Here is a 22,523-nt window from a genome sequence, read left to right on the forward strand (position 1 = left end):
ATAACTGATGTAGCCCGGAGGTAATAGTCGTTACCTCCGGGCTACATCGGTTAAAACATGCATGCGTGTTCTTATCATAAAGAGTATCTTTTAGGTGATTTTAGTCATATAAAAGATTTGTGTAAAAAATTATCGGTACACAAATGGCGCAAAATGCCAAATTTTACAGACCTTATTATACACATACACTCTTAAATTTTGTGACACATGACTCATTTGTTGCTTGAAAAGACTCCTTAATGAGTGCTAGATTGAAGCCACCTCTTAAATATGATTCCGATTACATAGATTGGGATTGTATCTAAGAGAACGACTCGGCATACACCAGGTCTTGAAACGTATCTCACTCATGCAGAAGGATATCCTTCTCAAAACACTAGGAGTTTACGATGAAGCTCTAGAACATTCTCCTAGTAGTCATGACGCTGCAGACCCCCCTGTGTATTGTCTGCACATAGCGGCTTGATCCTTTCGTCATGGGTGCGCTCCCAAACTAGTAGGTATTCCCCCATGCCCGAAGTCCTGCTTGAACTTTGGTTCAGCATAGGGCTTAGCATAGACAACTGATTCCCTAAGCACCCGTATTACTGGGCACTACATGGTGATTATCGCCAGAGCATAACCCAGCTTTCTTTACTACCGCATATTCTTTATCCAATTAAGGAGGGAGAATTATGAACCTCAAGAAATTCTTTCAACCCGCAATGGCTATAACGTTTGCATTCACGTTAGCCTGCACATCCTGTTCTACAGGCCCGCAACTAGAACGTGATGAAACAGCCCAAGCAACTCTAGACTATAAAAACAACCAAATCATTACTCCACTCGAAGAATACAATGACCTTTTAGATGAAAATTCCCAGTATTACACTCGAGCCTTGGAAATTCTCAGGCAGCGCTGTTTCGCAAAACACGGCCAATCCTATGAAATATATATCCCGGATGTAGAAGATAGGAAATTCTTTTCGTCCGGTCGCGAGTTTGGCCTCTGGAACCCCGAATACGCCGCCAAATATGGAAACTACAAGCGAGGGAATGCACCATCATCCGGGGGCTATGACACAAAAATCATGGAACAGTGCATGCCTGAAATCTTAGCCACGTTGAAAGAGATCGCGGGCATCAGCCTCGAAGAGCAAAGTGGCCTCACAGAAGCCTATCGTCGAATCCACGGCGAATCCTATGCAGCTGCCATGAATCATCCTGAATGGAAAAAATACCGTGAAGCATGGTGGAAATGCCTATCGGATAAAGGTCTAACGCCACGAAAAGGCGACGAAGAATGGGGTACAAAAGAACTATCAAATGCAACCCGTGCTAGCGGTGATAATAATGCCCCGGCATCAGAAGAAGAAATTCGACTCAGCGTCATTGAAGCACAATGCAGTAAAGATACAGGAATGGCTCAAGGTCTTGCTAATCTTGTAGCTTCGTATCAAAAACCGCTCATCCGGGATAATGAAACAAAACTAGAAGAACAGCGAAAGCAGCTATCAGAAGTTAATCTCCGATATAAAGAGTGGGTTCTCAAAAACCAATAAATATAATGCCCCCGGTTGATGAATCATCAACCGGGGGCATCGTTTAGCGTCTAACGCAGAACCGAGGTTCTACCGCTAAATGCTTAGTGCTGCTCCAGCTCGGAGTTAGCGTTCACGTTGAGCAGGTCGTACTTAGCGAATGCCTTCGCGGGAACGTCTGCTGCAACCTCGCCGCGCTTTGCCAGCATCTGCAGGGTGCGGACAACAACCGACTCTGCATCGATGTGGAAGAAGCGACGTGCACCCGGGCGGGTGTCTGCGAAGCCGAAGCCGTCAGCACCCAGGGTTGCGAAGTCGTTCGGAACGAACTGGCGGATCTGGTCGGGAACATCCGAAGCGAAGTCGGTGGTCGCGACGATCGGGCCAGCAGCGCCTGCCAGCTTCTGGGTCACGTAAGGAACGCGAGCGGGCTGGTTCGGGTTCAGCAGAGCCTCTTCCTCAGCGGCAATGCCGTCGCGGCGCAGCTCGGTCCACGAGGTGACAGACCAGAGGTCTGCGGAGACGCCCCAGTCCTCAGCCAGCAGCTTCTGAGCCTTCTCAGCCCACGGAACAGCAACGCCGGATGCCAGCAGCTGTGCCTTGGGACCGGAGGTCAGCGGGGACTCGCTGATCTTGTGGATACCCTTGATGATGCCCTCAACGTCAACGTTTGCCGGCTCAGCAGGCTGGTGAATCGGCTCGTTGTACACGGTCAGGTAGTACATGACGTTGTGGTCTTCGTCCTTGGTACCGTACATCTGCTCGATACCGCGCTCCACGATGTGAGCGATCTCGTAGCCGTAAGCCGGGTCGTAGATCTTGAACGCCGGGTTGGTGGAGGCCAGAATCGGGGAGTGGCCGTCGTTGTGCTGCAGACCCTCACCGGACAGGGTGGTACGACCTGCGGTTGCACCGATGACGAAGCCGCGGCACAGCTGGTCGGCAGCAGCCCAGAAGCCGTCGCCAGTGCGCTGGAAGCCGAACATCGAGTAGAAGATGTAAATCGGGATCATCGGCTCGCCGTGGGTGTCGTAGGAGGAGCCCAGTGCGATGAACGCAGCGGTTGCGCCTGCCTCGTTAATACCCACGTGAACGATCTGGCCCTCGGGGGACTCGGTGTAGGTGAGCATGAGCTGGTGGTCAACGGGCACGTAGTTCTGACCGTTGGGGTTGTACAGCTTAGCCGAGGGGAAGAAGGAGTCCATACCGAAGGTACGTGCCTCATCGGGGGTGATGGGAGCGATACGGTGACCGAAGCCCTTCACGCGCATGAGGTCCTTCATCAGGCGGACGAACGCCATGGTGGTAGCAGCGGTCTGCTTGCCGGAGCCCTTCTTGGTCTGTGCGTAGACCTTGGACTCGGGCAGGATAATCTCAGGCTGGGTGTTTGCACGGCCGGGGATGTAACCGCCGAGTTCCTTGCGGCGTGCCTGCATGTACTGCAGTGCCGGGTGGTTTGCCTCGGGCAGGTAGTACGGCGGGTTGTACAGATCCTTCTCCAGCTCCTCGTCGGAGATGGGGATGTTCAGGTGGTCACGGAAGCCCTTCAGTGCTTCCATGGTGAACTTCTTGATCTGGTGGGTGGAGTTACGTGCCTCGAAGTAGGGGCCGAGCTCCGCACCCTTAATGGACTGTGCCAGGATGACGGTGGGCTTGCCCTTGGTCTCCATAGCTTCCTTGTAGGCTGCGTAGAGCTTCTTGTCGTCGTGGCCACCCAGGCGCAGGTTGAAGATCTGCTCGTCGGTCAGGTCTGCAACGAGTTCCTTGGTTTCGGGGTACTTGCCGAAGAAGTGCTCGCGGATGTAGCCACCGTCTTCGCCACGGAAGGTCTGGTAGTCACCGTCGAGGGTCTCGTTCATCAGCTGGATGAGCTTGCCGCTCTTGTCCTTCTTGAGCAGCTCGTCGTAGTCGGAGCCCCACAGGACCTTGATGACGTGCCAGCCTGCGCCGCGGAAGAATGCCTCGAGCTCCTGAACGATCTTGCCGTTACCGCGAACGGGGCCGTCCAGACGCTGCAGGTTGCAGTTGACGACGAAGGTCAGGTTGTCCAGGTGCTCGTTTGCAGCCAGCTGCAGTGCACCACGCGACTCGGGCTCGTCCATCTCGCCGTCGCCCAGGAATGCCCAGACGTGCTGCTCGGAGGTGTCCTTGATCTTGTGGTTGTGCAGGTACTTGTTGAAGGATGCCTGGTGGATAGCGTTCAGGGGGCCCAGACCCATGGAAACGGTCGGGAACTGCCAGAACTCGGGCATGCAACGGGGGTGCGGGTACGAAGGAATACCGTTTGCGCCCTTGGTCTTCTCCTGGCGGAAGCCGTCCATCTGCTCTTCGGTCAGGACGCCCTCAACGAATGCGCGGGAGTAGACACCGGGGGAGGAGTGACCCTGGAAGAAGACCTGGTCACCGCCACCGGGGTGGTTACGGCCGCGGAAGAAGTGGTTCTGGCCCATTTCGTAGAGGTCAGCCACACCTGCGAAGGTGGAGATGTGACCGCCAACGCCGATGCCCTTCTTCTGGGCACGCTGAACCATGATTGCTGCGTTCCAACGAATCCATGCACGGTACTGGCGCTCGAGTTCCTCATCACCGGGGTACTCGGGCTGCTGGTCGACGGGGATGGTGTTGATGTAGTCGGTCTTGACCAGAGTCGGGACCTTAACGCCCTTTGCGCCAGCCTCCTTGAGCAGTGCGCGAAGGATGTACTCTGCACGCTCGGTGCCGTGAGTCTTGATAAGGTCCTCGAGGGACTCGGCCCACTCCTGGGTCTCTTCTACGTCGATGTCCTTGAAGCCATCGAGAAGGGTGCTCAGGGAGTGCTCGTTCGGTACGTTAGCCAAACTAATCCAACCTCTCTTCTGTGCGGTTGTGAGATCGCCCGCCCCGCGATGTTGCGTTGTCGAACAATCTTTGTGTTTAAGCGCTATAGGTCCGTAAGACCCACATCGCTTCTTATCTCTACTATCTTAGACCTAAAGCTGGGGCTCTTGGTCTCAAATGAGGGTTTTTGTGGTGTGGGTTTCGTATTGTGACTATCTGGGTGGGAAAAATACGCATCAAAAGTACTAGTTAGGGTCTTTTTGCACCTAAATGGCGCGGAATGGTGGGGTTGGCGGAATGGCGCGGAACGAGGGGGTGCGACCCATCTGAGGGGAGAGTGTCAACTATGGCTTGGTGTGGCTTGGTGTGGGGTGCAGTGGGAAAAGGAAAAAAATACTGAGACATAGAACACGCTCCGTGGATTTGCATGTCATATCGAAAGCCCGTATAGTTTTTTCTTGTGTTCGCCACTGGGTCGTCAAACGAAACAGTGAGAACTACGGGTCTTTAGCTCAGCTGGTAGAGCGCCACGTTTACACCGTGGATGTCATCGGTTCGATCCCGGTAGGACCCACCAATTACCCCGGTACCGCAAGGTACCGGGGTTTTTCCGTTCTAAGCACTTTCTCCACGCGCTATATTTCTCCAAGAGTGAGAAGGGCGACTCTTCAGAGCATAAAAGTGCACTCCACCTATATATAGCCTGCCCTCAGCGCGTATCCTTATATACATGACTGAAAACAAGAAGGCACAGATTGGTGTCACCGGCCTTGCTGTCATGGGCGCAAACCTCGCCCGCAACCTGGCACGTAACGGCTACACCGTGGCACTGCACAACCGTTCCGTAGAGAAGACCGACGCACTGCTGGCTGAGCACGGCGCAGACGGCGACTTCATCCGCACCGAGTCCCTGCAGGAACTCGTCGACTCCCTCGAGTCTCCCCGCCGCATCCTGATTATGGTCAAGGCGGGCGCACCCGTCGACGCTGTTATCGAGCAGCTCACCCCCATGCTCGATGAGGGCGACATCATTATTGACGGCGGTAACTCCCACTTCCCCGACACCATCCGTCGCGAGCACGCCCTGGCTGAAAAGGGCCTGCACTTCGTAGGCGTTGGCGTCTCCGGCGGCGAAGAGGGCGCTCTCTGGGGCCCCTCCATGATGCCCGGCGGTTCCGCAGAGTCCTACAAGCACCTCGGCCCCATGCTCGAGAAGATTGCAGCGAAGGCACCCCAGGACGGTGCACCCTGTTGCGCATGGATTTCCACCGACGGTGCGGGCCACTTCGTGAAGATGGTCCACAACGGTATCGAGTACGCCGATATGCAGGTTATCGGCGAAGCTTACGACATTCTGCGCTCCATCGCAGGCATTGAGCCGGCACAGCAGGCAGAAATCTTCAAGACCTGGAACGAAGGCGACCTGAGCTCCTACCTGATCGAAATCACCGCTGAGGTGCTCGCACAGGTAGACGCAAAGACCGGCAAGCCCCTGGTCGACGTTATCGTTGACGCAGCTGGCCAGAAGGGTACCGGCCTGTGGACCGCTAAGGCTGGCCTGGACCTCGGTTCCCCCGTCTCCGCTATCGCTGAGTCCGTGTTCGCACGCGCCCTCTCCTCCTCTGAGCGTGAGCAGCGCGAGCAGGCACAGCGCGAACTGCCCGCAGGCCTGATTGCAACCACCGGCATCGGTGCAGGCGACCCCGAGTTCGTTGAGGATGTGCGCCGTGCACTCTTCGCATCCAAGCTCGTTGCGTACGCACAGGGCATGGACCTGCTCACCCGCGCAGGCAAGGAATACGGTTGGGACCTGAAGCTGGACACCATCGCATCGCTGTGGCGTGCAGGCTGCATCATCCGCGCCGAGCTGCTGGGCGACATCATGGCTGCCTACGCAGGCGAAGCACCCGCAAACATGCTGCTGGCACCGGCCTTCAAGAACCTCATGGAGGAGCTCGTTCCTTCCTGGCGTCGCGTGGTGGCTAAGGCGACCGCACTGGGCATCCCCGTGCCGGTGTTCGCTTCCGCACTGTCCTACTACGACGGCCTGCGCCGCGACCGCCTGCCCGCATCCCTGATTCAGGGTCAGCGTGACTTCTTCGGTGCACACACCTACGGTCGTATTGACGAAGAGGGCGCCTTCCACACCATGTGGAGCGGTGACCGTTCCGAGGTGAACGCAGCGGACATTCACGTTCACTAAGCTTACGTAGCTGAATATGTAAAAGCCCGCCTTCGGTTGGATTCTCATCCAGCCGAAGGCGGGCTTTCGTTATGTCTTGTTCGTTATGTCTTGAAGGGGCACCCCCGAGATGCCTCAGAGGTATCTCAGGGGTATCTTGAGGGGGGCATAGCAGGGGAGAAGGCCAACAGAGCCTAGAGCCTAGTGAGGAGCCGCCAGGTGCGCCTCTACCGCCTCAAAACGCTTGCTAAGCGCTAAATCCACATGGCGGGGTCAATATACTCCACAGCGTCCACCAGCGGCTTCTTCTTCTCCGGGGTACGCGGGCGGTGCTTCGCCGGAATACCGGTAATAATCGAATCAGCCGGGTGATCGTTGACTACCACAGCGTTCGCGCCAATAGCGCTATCGGCACCAATAACCACCGGGCCCAGCACCTTTGCACCGGCACCAATGGTCACGCGGTCACCAATGGTGGGGTGACGCTTCACCTTCTCCAGAGAGCGACCGCCCAGGGTCACGCCGTGGTACAGCATCACGTCGTCACCAACCTCAGCGGTCTCACCAATGACAATGCCCATGCCGTGATCAATGAAGAAACGGCGGCCAATGGTCGCGCCGGGGTGAATCTCCACACCGGTCAGAAAACGAGCAAACTGCGAGAGAGTACGAGCCAGAGCCTTCGTCTCATCCTTCTGCCAGAGCTTATGGGTCAGACGGTGAACCCAAATGGCGTGCATACCCGAATAGTTCAGCGCAATCTCGATAGCACCGCGCGCAGCAGGGTCGTGCTGGCGGACGTTCTCAATATCTTCACGCAGACGCGCAATAAAACTCATGGGTTCCCTTTCCCTCATCGGTCGTGCTCTGTGTATGCGACCTTTCCAAAGGTACCAACAACGGGGCCCTTTCGGCTATTCCCACCGCAATCAGCAATATGATGGACGCACCCGCCCGTATCACTGCTCAACCGCGCGGATACATGGCACAGATACATAGGGAGCAGGCGGAAAAGAGCCGTAAGATGGAAGGCAACACGAGCCCGCCCCGGTGTCTCAGCTCGCAAAGTCTCCGATTGGCAGAGTCTCCATTTCGCAGAGGGCATAGAAACGCCCCGCCCGCCGTGTATGCAACCGGCAGACGGGGCGTAGCACTATAAACCTGACGCCTCCGATAGCGGGGGCTCAGAAGCTCAATTAGCCGCGGATATCCTCGTACAGAGCGGTAGAGATGTAACGCTCACCGAAGTCGGGAACGATAGCCACGATCAGCTTGTCCTTGTTCTCAGACTTCTTAGCTTCCTCCAGAGCAGCCCACACAGCCGCACCGGAAGAAATACCGCCCAGAATACCTTCCTGGGTAGCCAGCAGGCGGGAGGTGCGCATAGCATCCTCAGCGCTGACCGGGGTCACGGAATCGTAGATGCCGCGGTCCAGGGTGTCGGGAACGAAGTTAGCGCCCAGGCCCTGAATCTTGTGGGGGCCAACGCGACCCTCGGAGAGCAGCGGGGAGTCCTTCGGCTCAACCGCAACAACCTTCACGTCCGGGTTCTGCTCCTTCAGGTACTTACCGGTACCGGAGATGGTGCCGCCGGTGCCAATACCCGCCACGAAGATGTCGACCTTACCGTCGGTTGCTTCCCAAATCTCGGGGCCGGTGGTGTTGTAGTGAATGGTGGGGTTCGCCTCGTTGGAGAACTGGGACGCCAGGATAGCGTTCTCGGTGGTCGCAACGATTTCCTTAGCCTTCTCCACAGCGCCGCGCATACCCTCGGTACCGGGGGTCAGCACAATCTGAGCACCGTAAGCGCGCAGCAGCACGCGACGCTCAGCAGACATGGTCTCCGGCATGGTCAGGATCACGCGGTAACCGCGAGCAGCACCCACCATAGCAAGCGCAATACCGGTGTTACCGGAGGTGCCCTCAACAATGGTGCCGCCGGGCTTCAGCTCACCCGACTTCTCAGCAGCGTCAATGATGGCGCGGCCGATACGGTCCTTAACCGAACCAGCGGGATTGTAGAATTCAAGCTTGACCGCTACGTTACCGGGAAGACCCTCGTCCAGTCGGTTCAGCTTAACCAGGGGGGTCTGGCCGGTTGCTTCAACAATGCTGTTGAGAATCTTTGCCATGGGGTGCTCCTTCATGAGCTTGGGGGAGGCCAGCCGCGACGGGGTCTCCACGATGAATAATCGGTTACGTGGCAACTCTACTACTCACCGGCAGTAGGTTTAAACCTGCGGTCACAGTTCGTAATAATGCCAGAGAAAAACCTCAAGTGACGAGGTTCAGAAAGAGGGTACAGAAAAGCGCCGCACAAACCCTTTCTCGACAAAGGATGATGAATGTGCGGCGCTCTCTAGAAACATTATGTAGCCCAAAAGACAACCTCTGTATATAAGAGTAGTGATGAACTCTGTTCACCGCAAGCTGGAGCCACAAATTTTATTGCCATCAATGGAAAAAACAGTGAAAAACCGCATCCTGAGATGGCACAACGCTAAAAGCGGGGGAGAGAACCAGCCTCAGAGGACTAGTTGATGTCCATGTGAAGGTCCCACTTGTTGTTCAGGTAGCGGCCAACAGCCTCACCGAACATCTTCACGTGACGCTTATCAGCCGCCACGGTCTGCTCCTTGCCGTCCTTGAACAGCTTCTCACCTAGATCAACGTTCAGAGTCACGGTCCAGTTGTACGCGCCCTGAGCCAGAACCGGCTGCTTAGTACCAATAGTCAGGGTAGCGGTCGGGTTCACGTACCAGGTCTTCTTCTCATCAATACCGGCCTTGGTGGAGTCCGCGTACTTCTTCATCGCCGCCAGGGTCTCCTGGTCGGTGCTGACCTCGTTCATGTAGTGCATATCGCCGGTACGCAGCAGGTACTCAAACGCCGCACCGAAGTACGCCAGAGCCGCCGCGAAGCCAGCCACCGAATTCTGGTGCATAGCCTCCGGAACAACCGGGGACGGCACGTTCTGCGGCGGGTGCTCAGCATTACCCGGCTGGTACTCGCCGTGATCCTCCATCTTCTCCAGCTTCGCTACGCCGCTGTAATCCTTATTGTCGTTGGGCAGCGGAGAGTTCGTCGCAGTAGCCGAAGCCGAAGCAGAAGCGGAAGCAGACGCCGAAGCCGACGCAGAAGCGCTCGGCGACGCGGTAGCAGACTCAGATGCTGCAGCAGAAGCGCTCTCAGAGCCAGAAGCGGAAGCAGACGCCTCAGAAGTAGCCTTAGAGCCACAAGCCGCCAGCAAAGCCATAGAGCTGACGCCCAGCACACCCAGCGCCGCGCGGCGGGTCAGGTTCTCGGACATAGTGATACCTTTCAGTCAGTCGGTGATTGCAACCAGTTTAGCCGCAAACCCAACAGGATACAGAGTTGAGCGGACGAAGCGTGAGAATCGCCTCGCAGATAAAAGCGTTATGACGAACTATGACGCCGCAGAGGTGGCGGACGCCTCAACGGACGCCTCAGCAGAAGTGGCGGCAGAAGAGGGCACAGAAGCCGAACCGGATGCCGCGCCGGACGCCGCAGCACTCGCGGTGGACGCGCCTCCCTGGGCGGTACCTCCCTGAACAGTAGCACCGTACGCCACGCTCAGCTCCCACATCTTAGAATCAGCGTGGTAGCGGCCGCGGAAATCGCACTCCTGAACCGTCACCTGAGAAACAGGACCCGCCGCAGTAGCAGAAGCAGAAGCACTCGGGGACGCCGCGTCAGACACCAGCGCATCCTCAGAGGGCTCAGTAGGCTCAGCAGACGCCGAAGCGCTCGCCGAGGCAACCACCGGCTGAATTTTGCCCTCTGCCACCGCCTCCGTACCGAAGTCCAGAGTGTACCGACCCTTAAACAGCAGATTGCCATCACTCATAATGGACGGCTGAGCGCTCGCCAGAGCATAAGAAGCCGACGGATTCACATACCAGGAACCCTTCTCCACACCCGCAAGAATAGAAGCCGACAGGGCATCCACCTCAGAGCGAGTCTTCGACGACAGCTGAATACCGGTCGAGAACGCATCCGTGCTACCGGTCTTCACCAGATAATCCATAGCCGCCGCAAAATAAGCAATCGCCTCATGGAAACCCGTCACCGTATTCGCCGACAGAGCATCAGTCACCTTCGGCTTCGGAGCATTACGCGGCGGATGGTCCACCGTGCCCTGCTCATAATTCACCGCACCCTCATAGTGGGTGTACTCCACCAGACCCGAATAGTTCTGACCATCATCGCTGTACCCATTCGGGTTAGCGCTCGACTTCGAACCGTTCAGGCTACCACCCTGAGAACCCGACTGCTGGCTAGATCCACCCGAACCGCAAGCGCTCAACAGCGCCGCAGAACCGGCAACAGCAGAAGCCCTCACGCCCAGACGCAGCAGAGAGCGGCGAGAGAAAGACTGAGAAAAAGAAGACATAAGAGAAAAACCTTGAATCCAGGAAAGCTCGTTACTACCAGAGTAAAACAGATCATGCCCTAACCCGAGTGCGAGTTAGGGCATGATGCCTCATCCATCTGAGGGCTTAAAGGTTGTCACCATTAGAATTGCCGTCATTACCGGAGTTACCGGAATTGTCAGCATTACCATCGTTAGTGCCACCACCGTTAGCGCCACCATTCTTAGGCTGAGCCGAAGCCTGTGCCTCATACTCATCCTGAATAGTCAAAGTCCAATCATTATCGTGGCGCACACCGGTAACCACCAAGCCACGCTCAGTGCGGCGCACCTTCTCAGACATCTCCGCGGGAGCACCGTCAATCACCACGGTCGGCCCCAAATCAATCACCAAATCAAAAGTCCACTGCACACTCTTCTTCACCAGAGCAGGAACAGCAGTGAACGCAGACATGGTCACCTTCGGCGACACATACCAGTCACGATTCTGCGAGCTCTCATTCGACTCATCCATAAACGACGAGAACGACGCAACGAACTTCTCATCAGCCTTTGACTCACGCAGCGGAGCCGCATCACCGGTCAGCACCAGGTAGTTAATCGCCGCATACACGAACGCAATCGAATCGTACAGACCCTGCACCGAGTTCTCCGATGCGCTCGCCGGACGCTTAGGGAACGGCACGTTCTGCGCGGGAGCAGACTCGGTCGCTGGAACGAAAGTGCCCTTCTTCTCATAGTTATCGAAGGTGACCTCGCCGCTAAAATCAGTACGCGCAGAAGCCGAAGGGGAAATCTGAGGGGTATCCGCATCAGCGTTCTCGCTAGAAGAAGAACCACCGCACGCAACCAGTAGGGCGCTCAAAGACACGCCCGCAACGCCCGCACCCGCGTAACGCAGAGCAGAACGGCGGCTGATGCCGGTAGTGGAACTGGGAAGCCCGGAGGTCATGGGGAAAAGCGCCACGGAATACCTTTCGAGTGAGACTCTCTGGTGAGAGACGAGTGAGAGAACGCCTCGACGAGCGGATATCACACGCGGACATCCCTCTAGAGACAGTCCTAAGTATAACGCGCCCCCGCCTTCACACCCGTGCGTACCAGCGCTCAAACGAGCGTGATATGCCGCCCATCAGCGAACTTACCGTGACTAGGAACTTAGTGGAACCAGCGGGAGCATCGCACCGGATGGGGTGAAAGAGGGGACGCGTTCATCGTCTATAGGGGGAGGGGCTACTCGGTCTCTAGGGGCTACTGGGCGCCCTCACCGGGAACACCGGCAGGTGCCTCAGCGCCGCCAGCAGCACCGCCCGCATCGGGGGCACCGGGCGCTACAGTCGGCTGAGCCGTCGCAGCTGCAGGCTGAGTCGCCACGGGCTGCGCGGGAGCGGTAGCCGCAGGCGCCTGGGTAGCGTCAGGCTGAGGAGCCTGAGCCGCGCCACCCTGACCGGTGCCGGTCTGTGCGCCACCATTCTGGGAACCAGTGTACTGACGGGAACCGCCCTGACCTGCACCATTCTGGGCGGCAGGAGCCTGCGCACCACCGTTCTGTGCGGCACCATTCTGAGCAGTGCCCTGAGGCGCGCCGTTACCCGAAGTATTCGCGCCGGCGTTCGCACCAGCATTAGCCGCCACAGTGCTGTCATCAGTCACCGTCGGGGTATAGGTCGAGGAAGGATGCGCGCGCGGAGTCTGAGTCGGCTTCGGGGCCAACGCAGGATCGTACTGCTGAGGCGAAATCACGACCCAGCGCTTCGCTTCCTCATCGTACTCAGCGTACAGAGCCTTAATCTCCGGGGCCTCAGTGTCCTCCAGAGGCTTGGTCGTATTGGTTGCCTTCTCAACCCGCATGCCGTGTGCCTGAGTCACGGTGCACGCCCACGAATACTTCGTGCCGCGGGTCGTCGGCTGCTTATCGGTCAGACGGAACGTCCACTCGCCGCCCACCAGCCAGTTCGTACCGGGAGCATAGAACGCACGCAACTTCTCCAGCGCCGCACGGTCGGTAGAGTTCTGTGCCTGAACCACCTGCAGAGCAGGACCGGGGTCACCGGTCATGCGGGCATAGTTCACCGCTGCCGCAAAGTAAGCGAAGGTGGCGCGCAAGCTACGGGCGTTCTTCTCGTACATGCTCTCATCCTCAATGGGGATGGGCACGGCACTAGCCTTAGAATCAACGCTTGCCGGGCCGGCAGTCGGCTCAATCGTGTACACCTGACCGGTTTCCGGGTCGGTGCTGCTCATCGGGGCCGCACCGTTGCCCGCAATGTACTTAGTCCACTTCAGCTCGCCCGACAGATTGTCGTAGGCACCCGCAATCGAAGCGGAAGCAGTGGGGGAGGCAGTCGCCTCCTCAGTCTTTTTGGAACCGCAAGCGGCAAGCATCGCACCCAGGGCGGCGGTGCCCGTAAGCGCAATAAAGTGGCGGCGGCTGTGAATCATAGTGATCCCCTTGAATGTGCTGTGATGCGGAAGTATCGGTGATAAGTGAAGAGCTCACGCTCCAATTCTCAGCCTAACATCACGCCCCTACAGGAGGGCGCGAAGCAGTCACCCGCAGGGCGGGTAGACGCGTATTGAGGCGAAAATGGGCGGACCTCATCTAGCCCTAGCCTATAGATTTCACGCGTGGCACACAAATAAAAGCTCTTATCCGTGCCTCATATCACCCAATATGACGGGTTCTTTGAGGCACGGATGTAAAGAAGCTTTAGGCTGAGCCTCGAATATAACGAGTCGCCTTAGAAGAGGTGCTCTCATTCGGGGTCGGCTGTGCGCTCGGAGTATTCGCGGACGGTTCAGGGTTGGCCGCGGGGGTGGCGGTAGCACTCGGGGAAGAGTTCGGATCCTCCAGCATCTGCCAGCCCTCTTCACCAAAGTAGACGTAAGCATCCGCCTTCTGATTGCTGCCGTAGATACCGGTGAGCTGCTCACGCTGACGGGTCTCATGGTTGAACAGGAACGCGTTCTCGTCCACCTTCAGGGTCGCCTTCCAGCAGTAGACGTCCTGCTCGGTAGCGGGCACCGGCTGCGGGGAACTCAGGTTAATGCACATGGGGTGGTTGTTCTTAGAGACCAGCCAGCCGATGTTGTAGCGGTAGATATCGCGGTACATCTGCGCCATCTGACTAAAGTGCTCCTGGCCGGGCAAATCCATGAAGGGATTGGTGTCACCGGTGAGGAGCATGTAGTTCTGTGCCGCACCCCAGTACTGCAGGAAGGCATGCAGGCCCTCGACGGTGCGCTCTTTAGCTTCCGGGGGCATGGTGGGGCGGGGGACATTGACGGCTCGATGGCTCAGGGTGCCGTTTGAGAAATTTCCGGAACGCTCAAAGAACTGATCCGGCAAAAGAGCCGGTCCGCGACCATCCAGAGCCGATGCGGGCAGAGGCTCGGCATACGTAATACTGCGCGTGGTGGTCGCAGATTTAGTCTGGGCGCTCTGAGGAGCAACCTTGGTAGGGGAAGGGTTAGCGAGTGGTTGAGGGCGAGAAACTGCGCTGGGGCTGCAAGCGCTTGCGAGTGCACTCAATGCTGCTCCGGAAGAAAGAGCAAGAAGATGGCGACGTGACAGCGGACTGAACATACGCAACCTTTCGCAAGAGTAAAGACGGGCAGGCAGTAACGGGTGGCTCGGATGCAGTGAACCTCAACGGCAGTTGATTGCAGTTGTGTGAGGAGTCGGTGAGCGTTCCCGATGGATGTGGCATACCGCAGTGAGTACGGATGCGATAGAAAGGGCAGGTCAGAAGCCACCTGAAGGAATCGGTATGGGTTATGACCTGCCTGGTTGTCGTGCTCAATGATTCTAAACGTACTTTCAGGTTCAAAATAACCATATCTGCGCTTGAGCGTAAAAAGTTATCAAATCTTAATATTTGCCCGTTTTATGCGGGTTATAAAACATACCAATGTGTTCGGGATAACCGCATTGAAATGTGCTGATTTCCTGCGGAAACTCAAGGATTTTCTCACCTGCTCTTCTTGCGAATGAATCATAAATTGGAGTTGTTGCACCCGGCGTGCAAGTAGTATCTCAACCTCTTCAGGTTGTCCAAACACCTATCAAAAACACCTCAACATGAGCCCCTAAACAACCCGTAGCCGTAACGCGCCCACCGCAACGCCCACACATGGCATGAAGCAGGTGCACCCTATGGGACAATAGCGCTGTGACTACCACCGACTATGCGCAGCTCAAAGCAGCTCGCGAACTGCTCACTCGAATCCCCCTCCCGCTCGACGTAGAAGCCGGCGAAACCCCCGGCACCCCCTACACCGTCGCCCACGACGGCACCGCCGAGCACGGCACCGCCACCGCGCGCACCATACTCGCCGCCATGGCACGCCAACTCGACGACTACATCCTGCCGCGCAGTGCCAGCGTCGACAACCCCCTCACCATCGTGGTCGGAGGCTCCACCGGCGCCGGCAAATCCACCCTCGTCAACACCCTGCTCGGCGAACCGCTCACCCAGTCCGGCGCGATTCGACCCACCACCCGCCACCCCGTACTCCTGCACCGCGCAGAAGACGAAGCGGCGCTGTCGCCCGAACGCTTCCTGCCCACCCTGCCGCGCACCCGTACCTCCGGCATGAACGCCGGATCGCAGGCACTACCCGGCCTCGACCCGAAGATTGCGCGCGCCCTCATTCCTATTACTACCTCGGCGCTACCGCAGGGCATCGCGCTCATCGACGCACCCGATATCGACTCCGTCTCCGAGGAAAACCGCACCCTCGCCAAGGAACTGCTCTCCGCCGCAGACCTGTGGCTCTTCGTCACCACCGCCAACCGCTACGCCGACGCCGTGCCCTGGGAACTGCTCCACGAAGCGGCCGCACGCTCCATCGCCATCGCCGTGGTGCTCAACCGTGTGCCCGAAGGCGACGAAGAAGCCATCGAAAACGACCTGCGACGCATGCTCGACGAGGCCGGAATCCACGCCGTACTGATTCACACCGTCACCGAACAGCCGCGCGACGAAAGCGGCATGCTCGCACCCGTCAGCCTCGCCCCGCTGACCCTGTGGATCCGCGAACTCGGCGCCGACGCACCCGCCCGCGCCGCCATCGCCCGGCAGACCCTTGCAGGTGCCGTCGAAACCCTCGCCGGTAACCTGCAGGTGCTCGCCGCCGAACAGGCACGCCAGCAGGCGGCGCACCAGTCGCTTGCCACCATCGCCGCAGAAGAATACGAGGACGCGCTGACCACCATCGACGGGGCGCTCTCCGACGGCTCGCTGCTACGCGGTGAAGTGCTCTCGCGCTGGCACGACTTCGTGGGAACCGGCGACTTCTTCCGCTCCCTCGACAGCACCATCGGTCGTCTGCGCGACCGCGTCGGCTCCGCACTGCGCGGTCAGCCCGCCGCCGCACAGAAGGTAGAAGACGCCCTCGAAAGCGGCGTCCACGCCGTCGTGCTGGATGCGGCCGCACGCGCCTCCGAAAACACCCGCACCCGCTGGCGTGCCAGCCGCGCCGGACGCTCCCTGCTGGCGCGCCTTGATGCGCCGCAGGCTGTTTCTGTTGCGCCGCAGACGGCCTCCGCCGCGGCGCCCGAACAGAACGCAGGCGCAAACGGCGAGGCGAAGGGCAACGAAGCAAAGGGCGAAGTGCAGTCCGCCGAAGACATCTTCTCCGCAGCCGTTGCCGAGCAGATCCGCCTCTGGCAGGGCTCCGTCCTCGAAATGATCCGCGAAGAAGGCGCCGACAAGCGCAAACGCGCCCGCTTCCTCTCCCTGGGCGTGAACGCCGCCGCCGTGATGCTCATGGTCGCCGCGTTCAGCCTCACCGGCGGCATCACCGGTATTGAGGCGGGTATCGCGGGCGGTAGCGGCGTGGTCGGCACCAAGCTGCTCGAGTCCATCTTCGGTGAAGACGCGGTGCGCCGCATGGCAACCCGCGCCCGCACCGACCTGCTCGAACGCATGGTGGATCTGCTCACCGAGCACGCTCAGCCCTTCACCGCCGTACTCGAAGAAACCGACCCGCAGGCTGACGCCGAGGACATTTACCGCGCCGCCGAGCAGGTGCAGAACATCGCCGCAGAAATGAGCGCCCAGAGTCAAACCACACAGCGCCAAGCCGCAGCCCACACTAACGGTACGGTTGCCCGCTAAACCACTCCGGACAGGCACCCCGCACCACAGACGAAGAAAAACGCACTATGACTACCCCCGAGAAGAAACTCGAGAACACTGAGCGCAACGCCGAGCGAGGCGCCACCCCCGCCGTGGCGACCTCGCCCTTCGCGCGCTCCGTCGCATCCCTCAAGGACGCCATCAGCTACGGCGAAGGACGAGTCCCCGAAACTGTGCTGCTCGACGCCGCCGAAACCCTCGAACGCCTCAGCCAACGCCGCGAACTCTCCACCGAACACACCGTCATCGGCTTCTTCGGTGCGACCGGCAGCGGCAAATCCACGCTCTTCAACGCCATCGCCGGGCAGAACATTGCCCTCTCCGCACCCACGCGCCCGACCACCTCCACCGTGCAGGCGGCAATCTGGGAGGCAGAAGGTAGCGAAGAGCTACTTGACTGGCTCGGCATCGACAAGCGCGTCTACCCGCAAACTCAGGCGCTCGCCGCCGAAGGAGAGGCAACCGAGGGTAACGAAGCAGGCGGAAACAATAAATCTGCCGGGGGAGTAGCGGCACCCAACGCCGTCACCGAACCGGCACCCGGACTCTTCAACCGCATCCGCCGAGCCGTCGGTGGACGCGGCGAAATGCGCACCCGCACCGGCGGCCTCATCCTGCTGGACATGCCCGACTTCGACTCGGTCACCACCACCAACCGCGACCTCGCCGCCCGCATGATGCGCTACGTGGACGTACTCGTCTGGGTCGTCGACCCCCAAAAATACGCCGACGCCGTCATCCACCGCGACTTCATGGTGCCGCTTGCCGCATCCGGTGCGCAGGCGCTCTGCGTGCTCAACCAGGCGGATAAACTCGCACCCGCCGAGGTGCCCGCCGTGCTCGCCTCCCTCACCCGCCTGCTGCAGGCTGAGGGCACCGAAGCGCACCTGCTCGCCGCACCCATCGCCGTCTCCGCGCGAACCGGCGAAGGCGTGGACGTGCTCCGCGACCTGCTCGCCCAGGTAGCCGCCGCCAAGAGCCTATCCCTGCAACGAACCGACGCGCAGCTGCACGCCACCGCCTCCCAGCTGCGCACCTACGCCGGAGGAGAGGGGACCGTGCTCGCCGGAGCCTACGCCCTCGAAGCGGAGCAGAAGCTCGTGAAAGCATGCTACTCATCCAGCCAGGCAGAACAGGTTTTGCAGGCTGCAACCGCCTCCTACCGCCGCGCCGCGGGTCAGCGCACCGGCTGGATCCTCACCCGCTGGATGAGCCGCCTGAAGGCTGACCCCCTGCGCCGTCTGCACCTGGGGCAGCAAGACGAAACGAAGAGCACATCTAAGGCTGAGAAGTCCGCGGGTATGCTCGGTTCCGATAGCGAGAACGCACCCGAGCTGGTGGCATCCTCGCTACCCCCGCTGAGCGCCGCGCAGAAGGCGGGCATGGCAAACGCCGTGCGCCAATACAGCAAGCAGATGGCGGCCCGCATCGACGAACCGTGGAAGCGCAGCATGAAGGAAGCCGCCCTCTCCCGCGAGGCGGAGCTTCCCGAACTGCTCGAACGCGACATGGTGCGCATCGACTACGGTCTGGGCCGCACCCGCGCCCCCTGGGTCATCTTCAACGCCCTGCAGTGGATCGCGCTAATGAGCGCCCTGGTAGGCGTCGGCTGGCTGACCCTGATTTCCGGCTTGGCGTACCTGCAGATTCAACTGCCGCCCGCCCCGACCCCCGAAGGCTCCCCGGTGCCCCTGCCGACCCTGCTTCTGCTGCTGGGTGTGCTGCTCGGTATCGCCTCGGCGGGTGTGGGCAGGCTACTTACCGCCATGGGCTCACGCTACTACGCACGTAAGCTGCGGGGTCGCCTGCAGACCGGCGTGGAGAAGGCGGTGCAGTCCTGCGTGGTCGCCCCGGTACAGCAGGAAGCAAAGCGCCTCAACGCCTACCGCAAGGCGCTGGACATTTAGCGGCGTATCATCCGAGAAGCCGCATCAGGACAAGCCTCATCAGAACAAGAGCGCGCAAAAGAAATCCCTCCCTACCTCAATCGAGGCGGGGAGGGATCCTTTTCGTTAAATCTATACGCTACTGAAGCTTAGTCCTCTTCAGTACTCTCAGCGCAGGGAGCCTGCTGAGACGCCGCAAGCTCACGCAGACCGTCCGTAATCGCCTGAGCAGCCTTAACGACCAGCTCGGGGTAGTTGCGGTTCGGCTGGCGGGTCATGCGGTCAATCGGGCCTGAGATAGACACAGCCGCAATCACCTTGCCACCGGGCGCACGCACCGGAGCAGAGACCGAGGCGGTACCGCGCTCGCGCTCACCCACGGACTGCGCCCAACCGATGCGGCGCACAGCCGCGAGCATGGCGGCGCTGAAGTGCGCATCGCGCAGGCCTTCAACAATGCGGTTCTGGTCTTCCCAAGCCAGCAGAACCTGGGCGGCGGAACCAGCCTGCATGGACAGCTGAGTACCGACCGGGATGGATTCGTGCATGCCGGTGGGGCGTGCCGCGGTTGCCGCGCATACACGCCAGTCGCCCTGGCGGCGGTACAGCTGGGTGGATTCGTCAGCTTCGAGGCTGAGCTTCTGCAGAATCGGGTCTGCCACGGTGATGAGCTCATCGGAAATGGTGGCGGACGCGAGTTCGGTCAGGCGGGGTCCGAGCATGAAGCGTCCCTGCACGTCGCGGGCTACGAGGCGGTGGTGAGCCAACGCCACGGCGAGGCGGTGTGCGGTGGGGCGTGCCAAACCGGTTGCCTTGACGAGGTCGCCCAGGGATACGGGGCCTGCCTCGAGGCAGTCAAGAATGAGGGTTGCCTTGTCGAGCACGCCAACGCCGGAGGAGCCGTGGGAGTGTACCTCTACCATCTGCTCGTCGGCGGCCATGTGTTCGGGCGGCTTGACGGGGTCAACGATCGGTGCGTTGTGGTGTGTGGATGCGTTGGGGTGACGCATTCCGTGTGCGTTAAAACGTGAGGCGGAAGGAGTCATTCTTATATTCTATCTCAGAATATGAAAGATACCCCGGACTTCATGGACTCTTTGGGGTGCAGAGCTGAAGATGGAATCACCCCCTACGGGATAAATTATGAACTTTTCATAATAAGTGTTTATGTGGGTTTATGGGTGAAAATATGCGAAAAACCGCAGAAAAATGCGAATAATCCCGCAAGATTACCCTGGAGTCATAGAGTAAACCCACATAAAAACACTCGCTAGTTCGGGGTGTTTCTGGGCCGTCTCACAGGCTAAGAATTCGTGAAAAAATATGCGACACGCCGCAGGGAAATACCGATTTGAGGGTCCCATCGGGTACATAATCCGCCCCTCAACTCCGCAAACTTGCGGCACGCACCACACCGAACGCATCCACCGTAGGAACGCATCAAGCAGGAGAAAGCATGACTAGCGAACAGAACGCAACCACCGCGGGCACCCGTCCGCGCACCCTGGCAGAAAAAGTCTGGGACGCACACGTCGTCGTCCCCGGTGAAAACGGCAAGCCCGACCTGCTCTACATCGACCTGCAGCTACTGCACGAAGTGACCTCCCCCCAGGCATTTGAAGGCCTGCGCATCGAGAACCGCCCCCTGCGCCGCCTCGACCTGACCATCGCCACCGAGGATCACAACACCCCCACCGACAACATCTTCGGCACCATCGCCGACCTGACCAGCCGCACCCAGATCGAGACCCTGCGCCGCAACGCCAAGGAATTCGGCGTGCGCATCCACTCCCTCGGTGACGAGGAACAGGGCATCGTGCACGTGGTCGGCCCGCAGCTGGGTCTGACCATGCCCGGTATGACCATCGTCTGCGGTGATTCCCACACCTCCACCCACGGTGCGTTCGGCGCTCTCGCGTTCGGCATCGGCACCTCCGAGGTGGAACACGTCATGGCGACCCAGACCCTGCCCCTGGCACGCTTCAAGACCATGGCAATCAACGTTGAAGGCACCCTCAAGCCCGGCGTGACCGCAAAGGACATCATCCTCGCTGTCATCGCGCAGATTGGTACCGGCGGCGGTCAGGGCTACGTGCTCGAATACCGCGGCTCCGCAATCCGCTCCCTCTCTATGGAGGGCCGTATGACCATGTGCAACATGTCCATTGAGGCGGGCGCACGCGCCGGCATGGTCGCCCCCGACGAGATCACCTTCGAGTACATCAAGGGTCGCCAGCACGCACCCAAGGGTGAAGAGTGGGACAAGGCAGTCGAGTACTGGAAGAGCCTGCCCACCGACGAAGGCGCCGTCTTCGACAAGGAAATCTTCATCAACGCTGACGAGCTCGAACCCTTCGTCACCTGGGGTACCAACCCCGGTCAGGGTATTCCGCTGAGCCACGCCGTTCCCTCCCCGGACGACTTCGAGGACGAGAACGACAAGGTCGCAGCAGAACGCGCCCTCGAATACATGGATCTGAAGGCCGGCACCCCCATGAAGGAAATCCCCGTGGATGTCGTCTTCCTGGGTTCCTGCACCAACTCCCGCATTGAGGACCTGCGCGCCGCCGCAGACATCGTGCGTGGCCGCACCATCGCCGAGAACGTGCGCATGATGGTTGTGCCCGGCTCCCAGAAGGTCCGCGCGCAGGCAGAAGCAGAAGGCCTGGACAAGGTCTTCAAGGAGTTCGGTGCCGACTGGCGCTTCGCCGGCTGCTCCATGTGCCTGGGCATGAACCCCGACCAGCTGGCACCCGGTGAGCGTTGCGCCTCCACCTCGAACCGTAACTTTGAGGGCCGCCAGGGCAAGGGTGGCCGCACCCACCTGGTCTCCCCGGTGGTTGCCGCCGCAACCGCTGTGCGCGGTACCCTGTCCGCCCCGTCCGACGTCGTGGCCTAGCACGCCGCTATAGCTAAGGAGCCATTATGGAACCCATTATTAAGCACACCGGCATTGGCGTGCCGCTGCGTTCTTCGAATGTTGACACCGACCAGATCATCCCCGCCGTCTACCTCAAGCGAGTGACCAAAACCGGCTTTGATGATGCCCTCTTCGCTAACTGGCGTAAGGACCCCGAGTTCATCCTGAACCAGGAGCCCTACAAGCACGGTAGCGTGCTGGTTGCGGGCCCGGACTTCGGTACCGGTTCTTCCCGTGAGCACGCCGTGTGGGCGCTGCGCGACTACGGTTTCAAGGTCGTTATTTCTGCTCGTTTTGCCGATATTTTCCGCGGCAACTCGGGCAAGCAGGGTCTGGTTACCGCGCAGGTTGCACAGGACGATATCGAGCTGATTTGGAAGGCGCTGGAGCACGAGCCCGGCACCGAAATCACCGTTGACCTGGAGTCCAAGACCGTAACCGTGGGCGCGCTGGTTGTTCCCTTCGAGATTGACGACTACGTGCGCTGGCGCCTCATGGAGGGCCTGGACGACATTGGCCTGACCCTGCAGAATCTCGAGGCTATTGAGGCGTACGAGGCGAAGCGCCCCTCCTGGATGCCCCGTACTCAGGAACTCTAAGCCGAGAGCTCTAACACCTAGAGATATAAAGCTCGAAGGCGGCGACTGAAACAGTTGCCGCCT

The 22,523-nt window shown here is 59.4% G+C and carries 15 protein-coding genes and 1 tRNA gene; 7 read left to right on the plus strand and 9 right to left on the minus strand.

Features of this window, described 5'->3' with window-relative positions; all coding sequences use genetic code 11:
- Positions 1 to 674 precede the first annotated feature (674 nt).
- Entirely contained in the window at positions 675 to 1,541 is an 867-nt protein-coding gene (locus HMPREF2836_RS09095) for a hypothetical protein (RefSeq protein ID WP_070615994.1), read from the plus strand.
- A gap of 83 nt (positions 1,542 to 1,624) precedes the next feature.
- Here the strand turns inward: HMPREF2836_RS09095 and aceE are convergent, their stop codons facing one another.
- Positions 1,625 to 4,357, minus strand: a complete 2,733-nt coding sequence (gene aceE, locus HMPREF2836_RS03060) for a pyruvate dehydrogenase (acetyl-transferring), homodimeric type (RefSeq protein WP_070615992.1) — start codon at positions 4,355 to 4,357, stop codon at positions 1,625 to 1,627.
- Positions 4,358 to 4,838: 481 nt separating this feature from the next.
- Between aceE and HMPREF2836_RS03065 the strand changes: the two genes are divergently transcribed.
- Both HMPREF2836_RS03065 and gndA read left to right on the plus strand, forming a co-directional pair.
- Positions 4,839 to 4,914 (plus strand) — tRNA-Val (locus HMPREF2836_RS03065).
- Between the two features lie 153 nt (positions 4,915 to 5,067).
- Positions 5,068 to 6,540 carry an NADP-dependent phosphogluconate dehydrogenase gene (gndA, locus tag HMPREF2836_RS03070; RefSeq protein WP_049352776.1) on the plus strand — a complete coding sequence of 491 codons (1,473 nt, stop codon included), beginning with the start codon at positions 5,068 to 5,070 and terminating at the stop codon, positions 6,538 to 6,540.
- A 233-nt stretch (positions 6,541 to 6,773) separates the two neighbouring features.
- Here the strand turns inward: gndA and epsC are convergent, their stop codons facing one another.
- The 7 genes from epsC to HMPREF2836_RS03105 form a co-directional block, all read right to left on the minus strand.
- A complete protein-coding gene (epsC, locus tag HMPREF2836_RS03075) occupies positions 6,774 to 7,358 on the minus strand; it encodes a serine O-acetyltransferase EpsC (protein WP_070629419.1) in 585 nt (194 codons plus the stop codon).
- A gap of 357 nt (positions 7,359 to 7,715) precedes the next feature.
- Positions 7,716 to 8,651 (minus strand): cysteine synthase A, encoded by a 936-nt coding sequence (gene cysK, locus HMPREF2836_RS03080; RefSeq protein WP_049327751.1) that lies wholly within the window; start codon positions 8,649 to 8,651, stop codon positions 7,716 to 7,718.
- 401 nt (positions 8,652 to 9,052) lie between these two features.
- Positions 9,053 to 9,829 (minus strand): DUF6318 family protein, encoded by a 777-nt coding sequence (locus tag HMPREF2836_RS03085; RefSeq protein ID WP_070629420.1) that lies wholly within the window; start codon positions 9,827 to 9,829, stop codon positions 9,053 to 9,055.
- A gap of 117 nt (positions 9,830 to 9,946) precedes the next feature.
- Entirely contained in the window at positions 9,947 to 10,933 is a 987-nt protein-coding gene (locus HMPREF2836_RS03090; RefSeq protein WP_070629421.1) for a DUF6318 family protein, read from the minus strand.
- Positions 10,934 to 11,039: 106 nt separating this feature from the next.
- Positions 11,040 to 11,879, minus strand: coding sequence for a DUF6318 family protein (locus tag HMPREF2836_RS03095; protein WP_070629422.1), 840 nt, complete (start codon positions 11,877 to 11,879; stop codon positions 11,040 to 11,042).
- Between the two features lie 284 nt (positions 11,880 to 12,163).
- Positions 12,164 to 13,354: a DUF6318 family protein gene (locus HMPREF2836_RS03100; protein ID WP_070629423.1), complete on the minus strand. Its 1,191-nt coding sequence runs from the start codon at positions 13,352 to 13,354 to the stop codon at positions 12,164 to 12,166.
- A 268-nt stretch (positions 13,355 to 13,622) separates the two neighbouring features.
- Positions 13,623 to 14,444: a DUF6318 family protein gene (locus tag HMPREF2836_RS03105; protein WP_246822807.1), complete on the minus strand. Its 822-nt coding sequence runs from the start codon at positions 14,442 to 14,444 to the stop codon at positions 13,623 to 13,625.
- Between the two features lie 640 nt (positions 14,445 to 15,084).
- Between HMPREF2836_RS03105 and HMPREF2836_RS03110 the strand changes: the two genes are divergently transcribed.
- Positions 15,085 to 17,034: a dynamin family protein gene (locus HMPREF2836_RS03110; protein ID WP_070629425.1), complete on the plus strand. Its 1,950-nt coding sequence runs from the start codon at positions 15,085 to 15,087 to the stop codon at positions 17,032 to 17,034.
- A 47-nt stretch (positions 17,035 to 17,081) separates the two neighbouring features.
- The gene (locus tag HMPREF2836_RS03115; RefSeq protein WP_070629426.1) at positions 17,082 to 18,962 is read left to right on the plus strand and encodes a GTPase; all 1,881 of its coding nucleotides are present in this window, start codon (positions 17,082 to 17,084) and stop codon (positions 18,960 to 18,962) included.
- A 128-nt stretch (positions 18,963 to 19,090) separates the two neighbouring features.
- Here the strand turns inward: HMPREF2836_RS03115 and HMPREF2836_RS03120 are convergent, their stop codons facing one another.
- Complete coding sequence (locus HMPREF2836_RS03120; protein ID WP_371325920.1) at positions 19,091 to 19,987, minus strand: IclR family transcriptional regulator; 897 nt, start codon at positions 19,985 to 19,987, stop codon at positions 19,091 to 19,093.
- A 410-nt stretch (positions 19,988 to 20,397) separates the two neighbouring features.
- On the opposite strand from HMPREF2836_RS03120, the gene leuC reads away from it, so the two are divergent.
- Positions 20,398 to 21,840 (plus strand): 3-isopropylmalate dehydratase large subunit, encoded by a 1,443-nt coding sequence (gene leuC / locus HMPREF2836_RS03125; protein WP_070629427.1) that lies wholly within the window; start codon positions 20,398 to 20,400, stop codon positions 21,838 to 21,840.
- Between the two features lie 26 nt (positions 21,841 to 21,866).
- Positions 21,867 to 22,460 (plus strand): 3-isopropylmalate dehydratase small subunit, encoded by a 594-nt coding sequence (gene leuD / locus HMPREF2836_RS03130; RefSeq protein ID WP_005505627.1) that lies wholly within the window; start codon positions 21,867 to 21,869, stop codon positions 22,458 to 22,460.
- Positions 22,461 to 22,523 lie beyond the last annotated feature (63 nt).

The organism is Rothia sp. HMSC065C12 (assembly GCF_001812085.1).
GTDB classification, from domain to species: Bacteria; Actinomycetota; Actinomycetes; order Actinomycetales; family Micrococcaceae; genus Rothia; species Rothia mucilaginosa.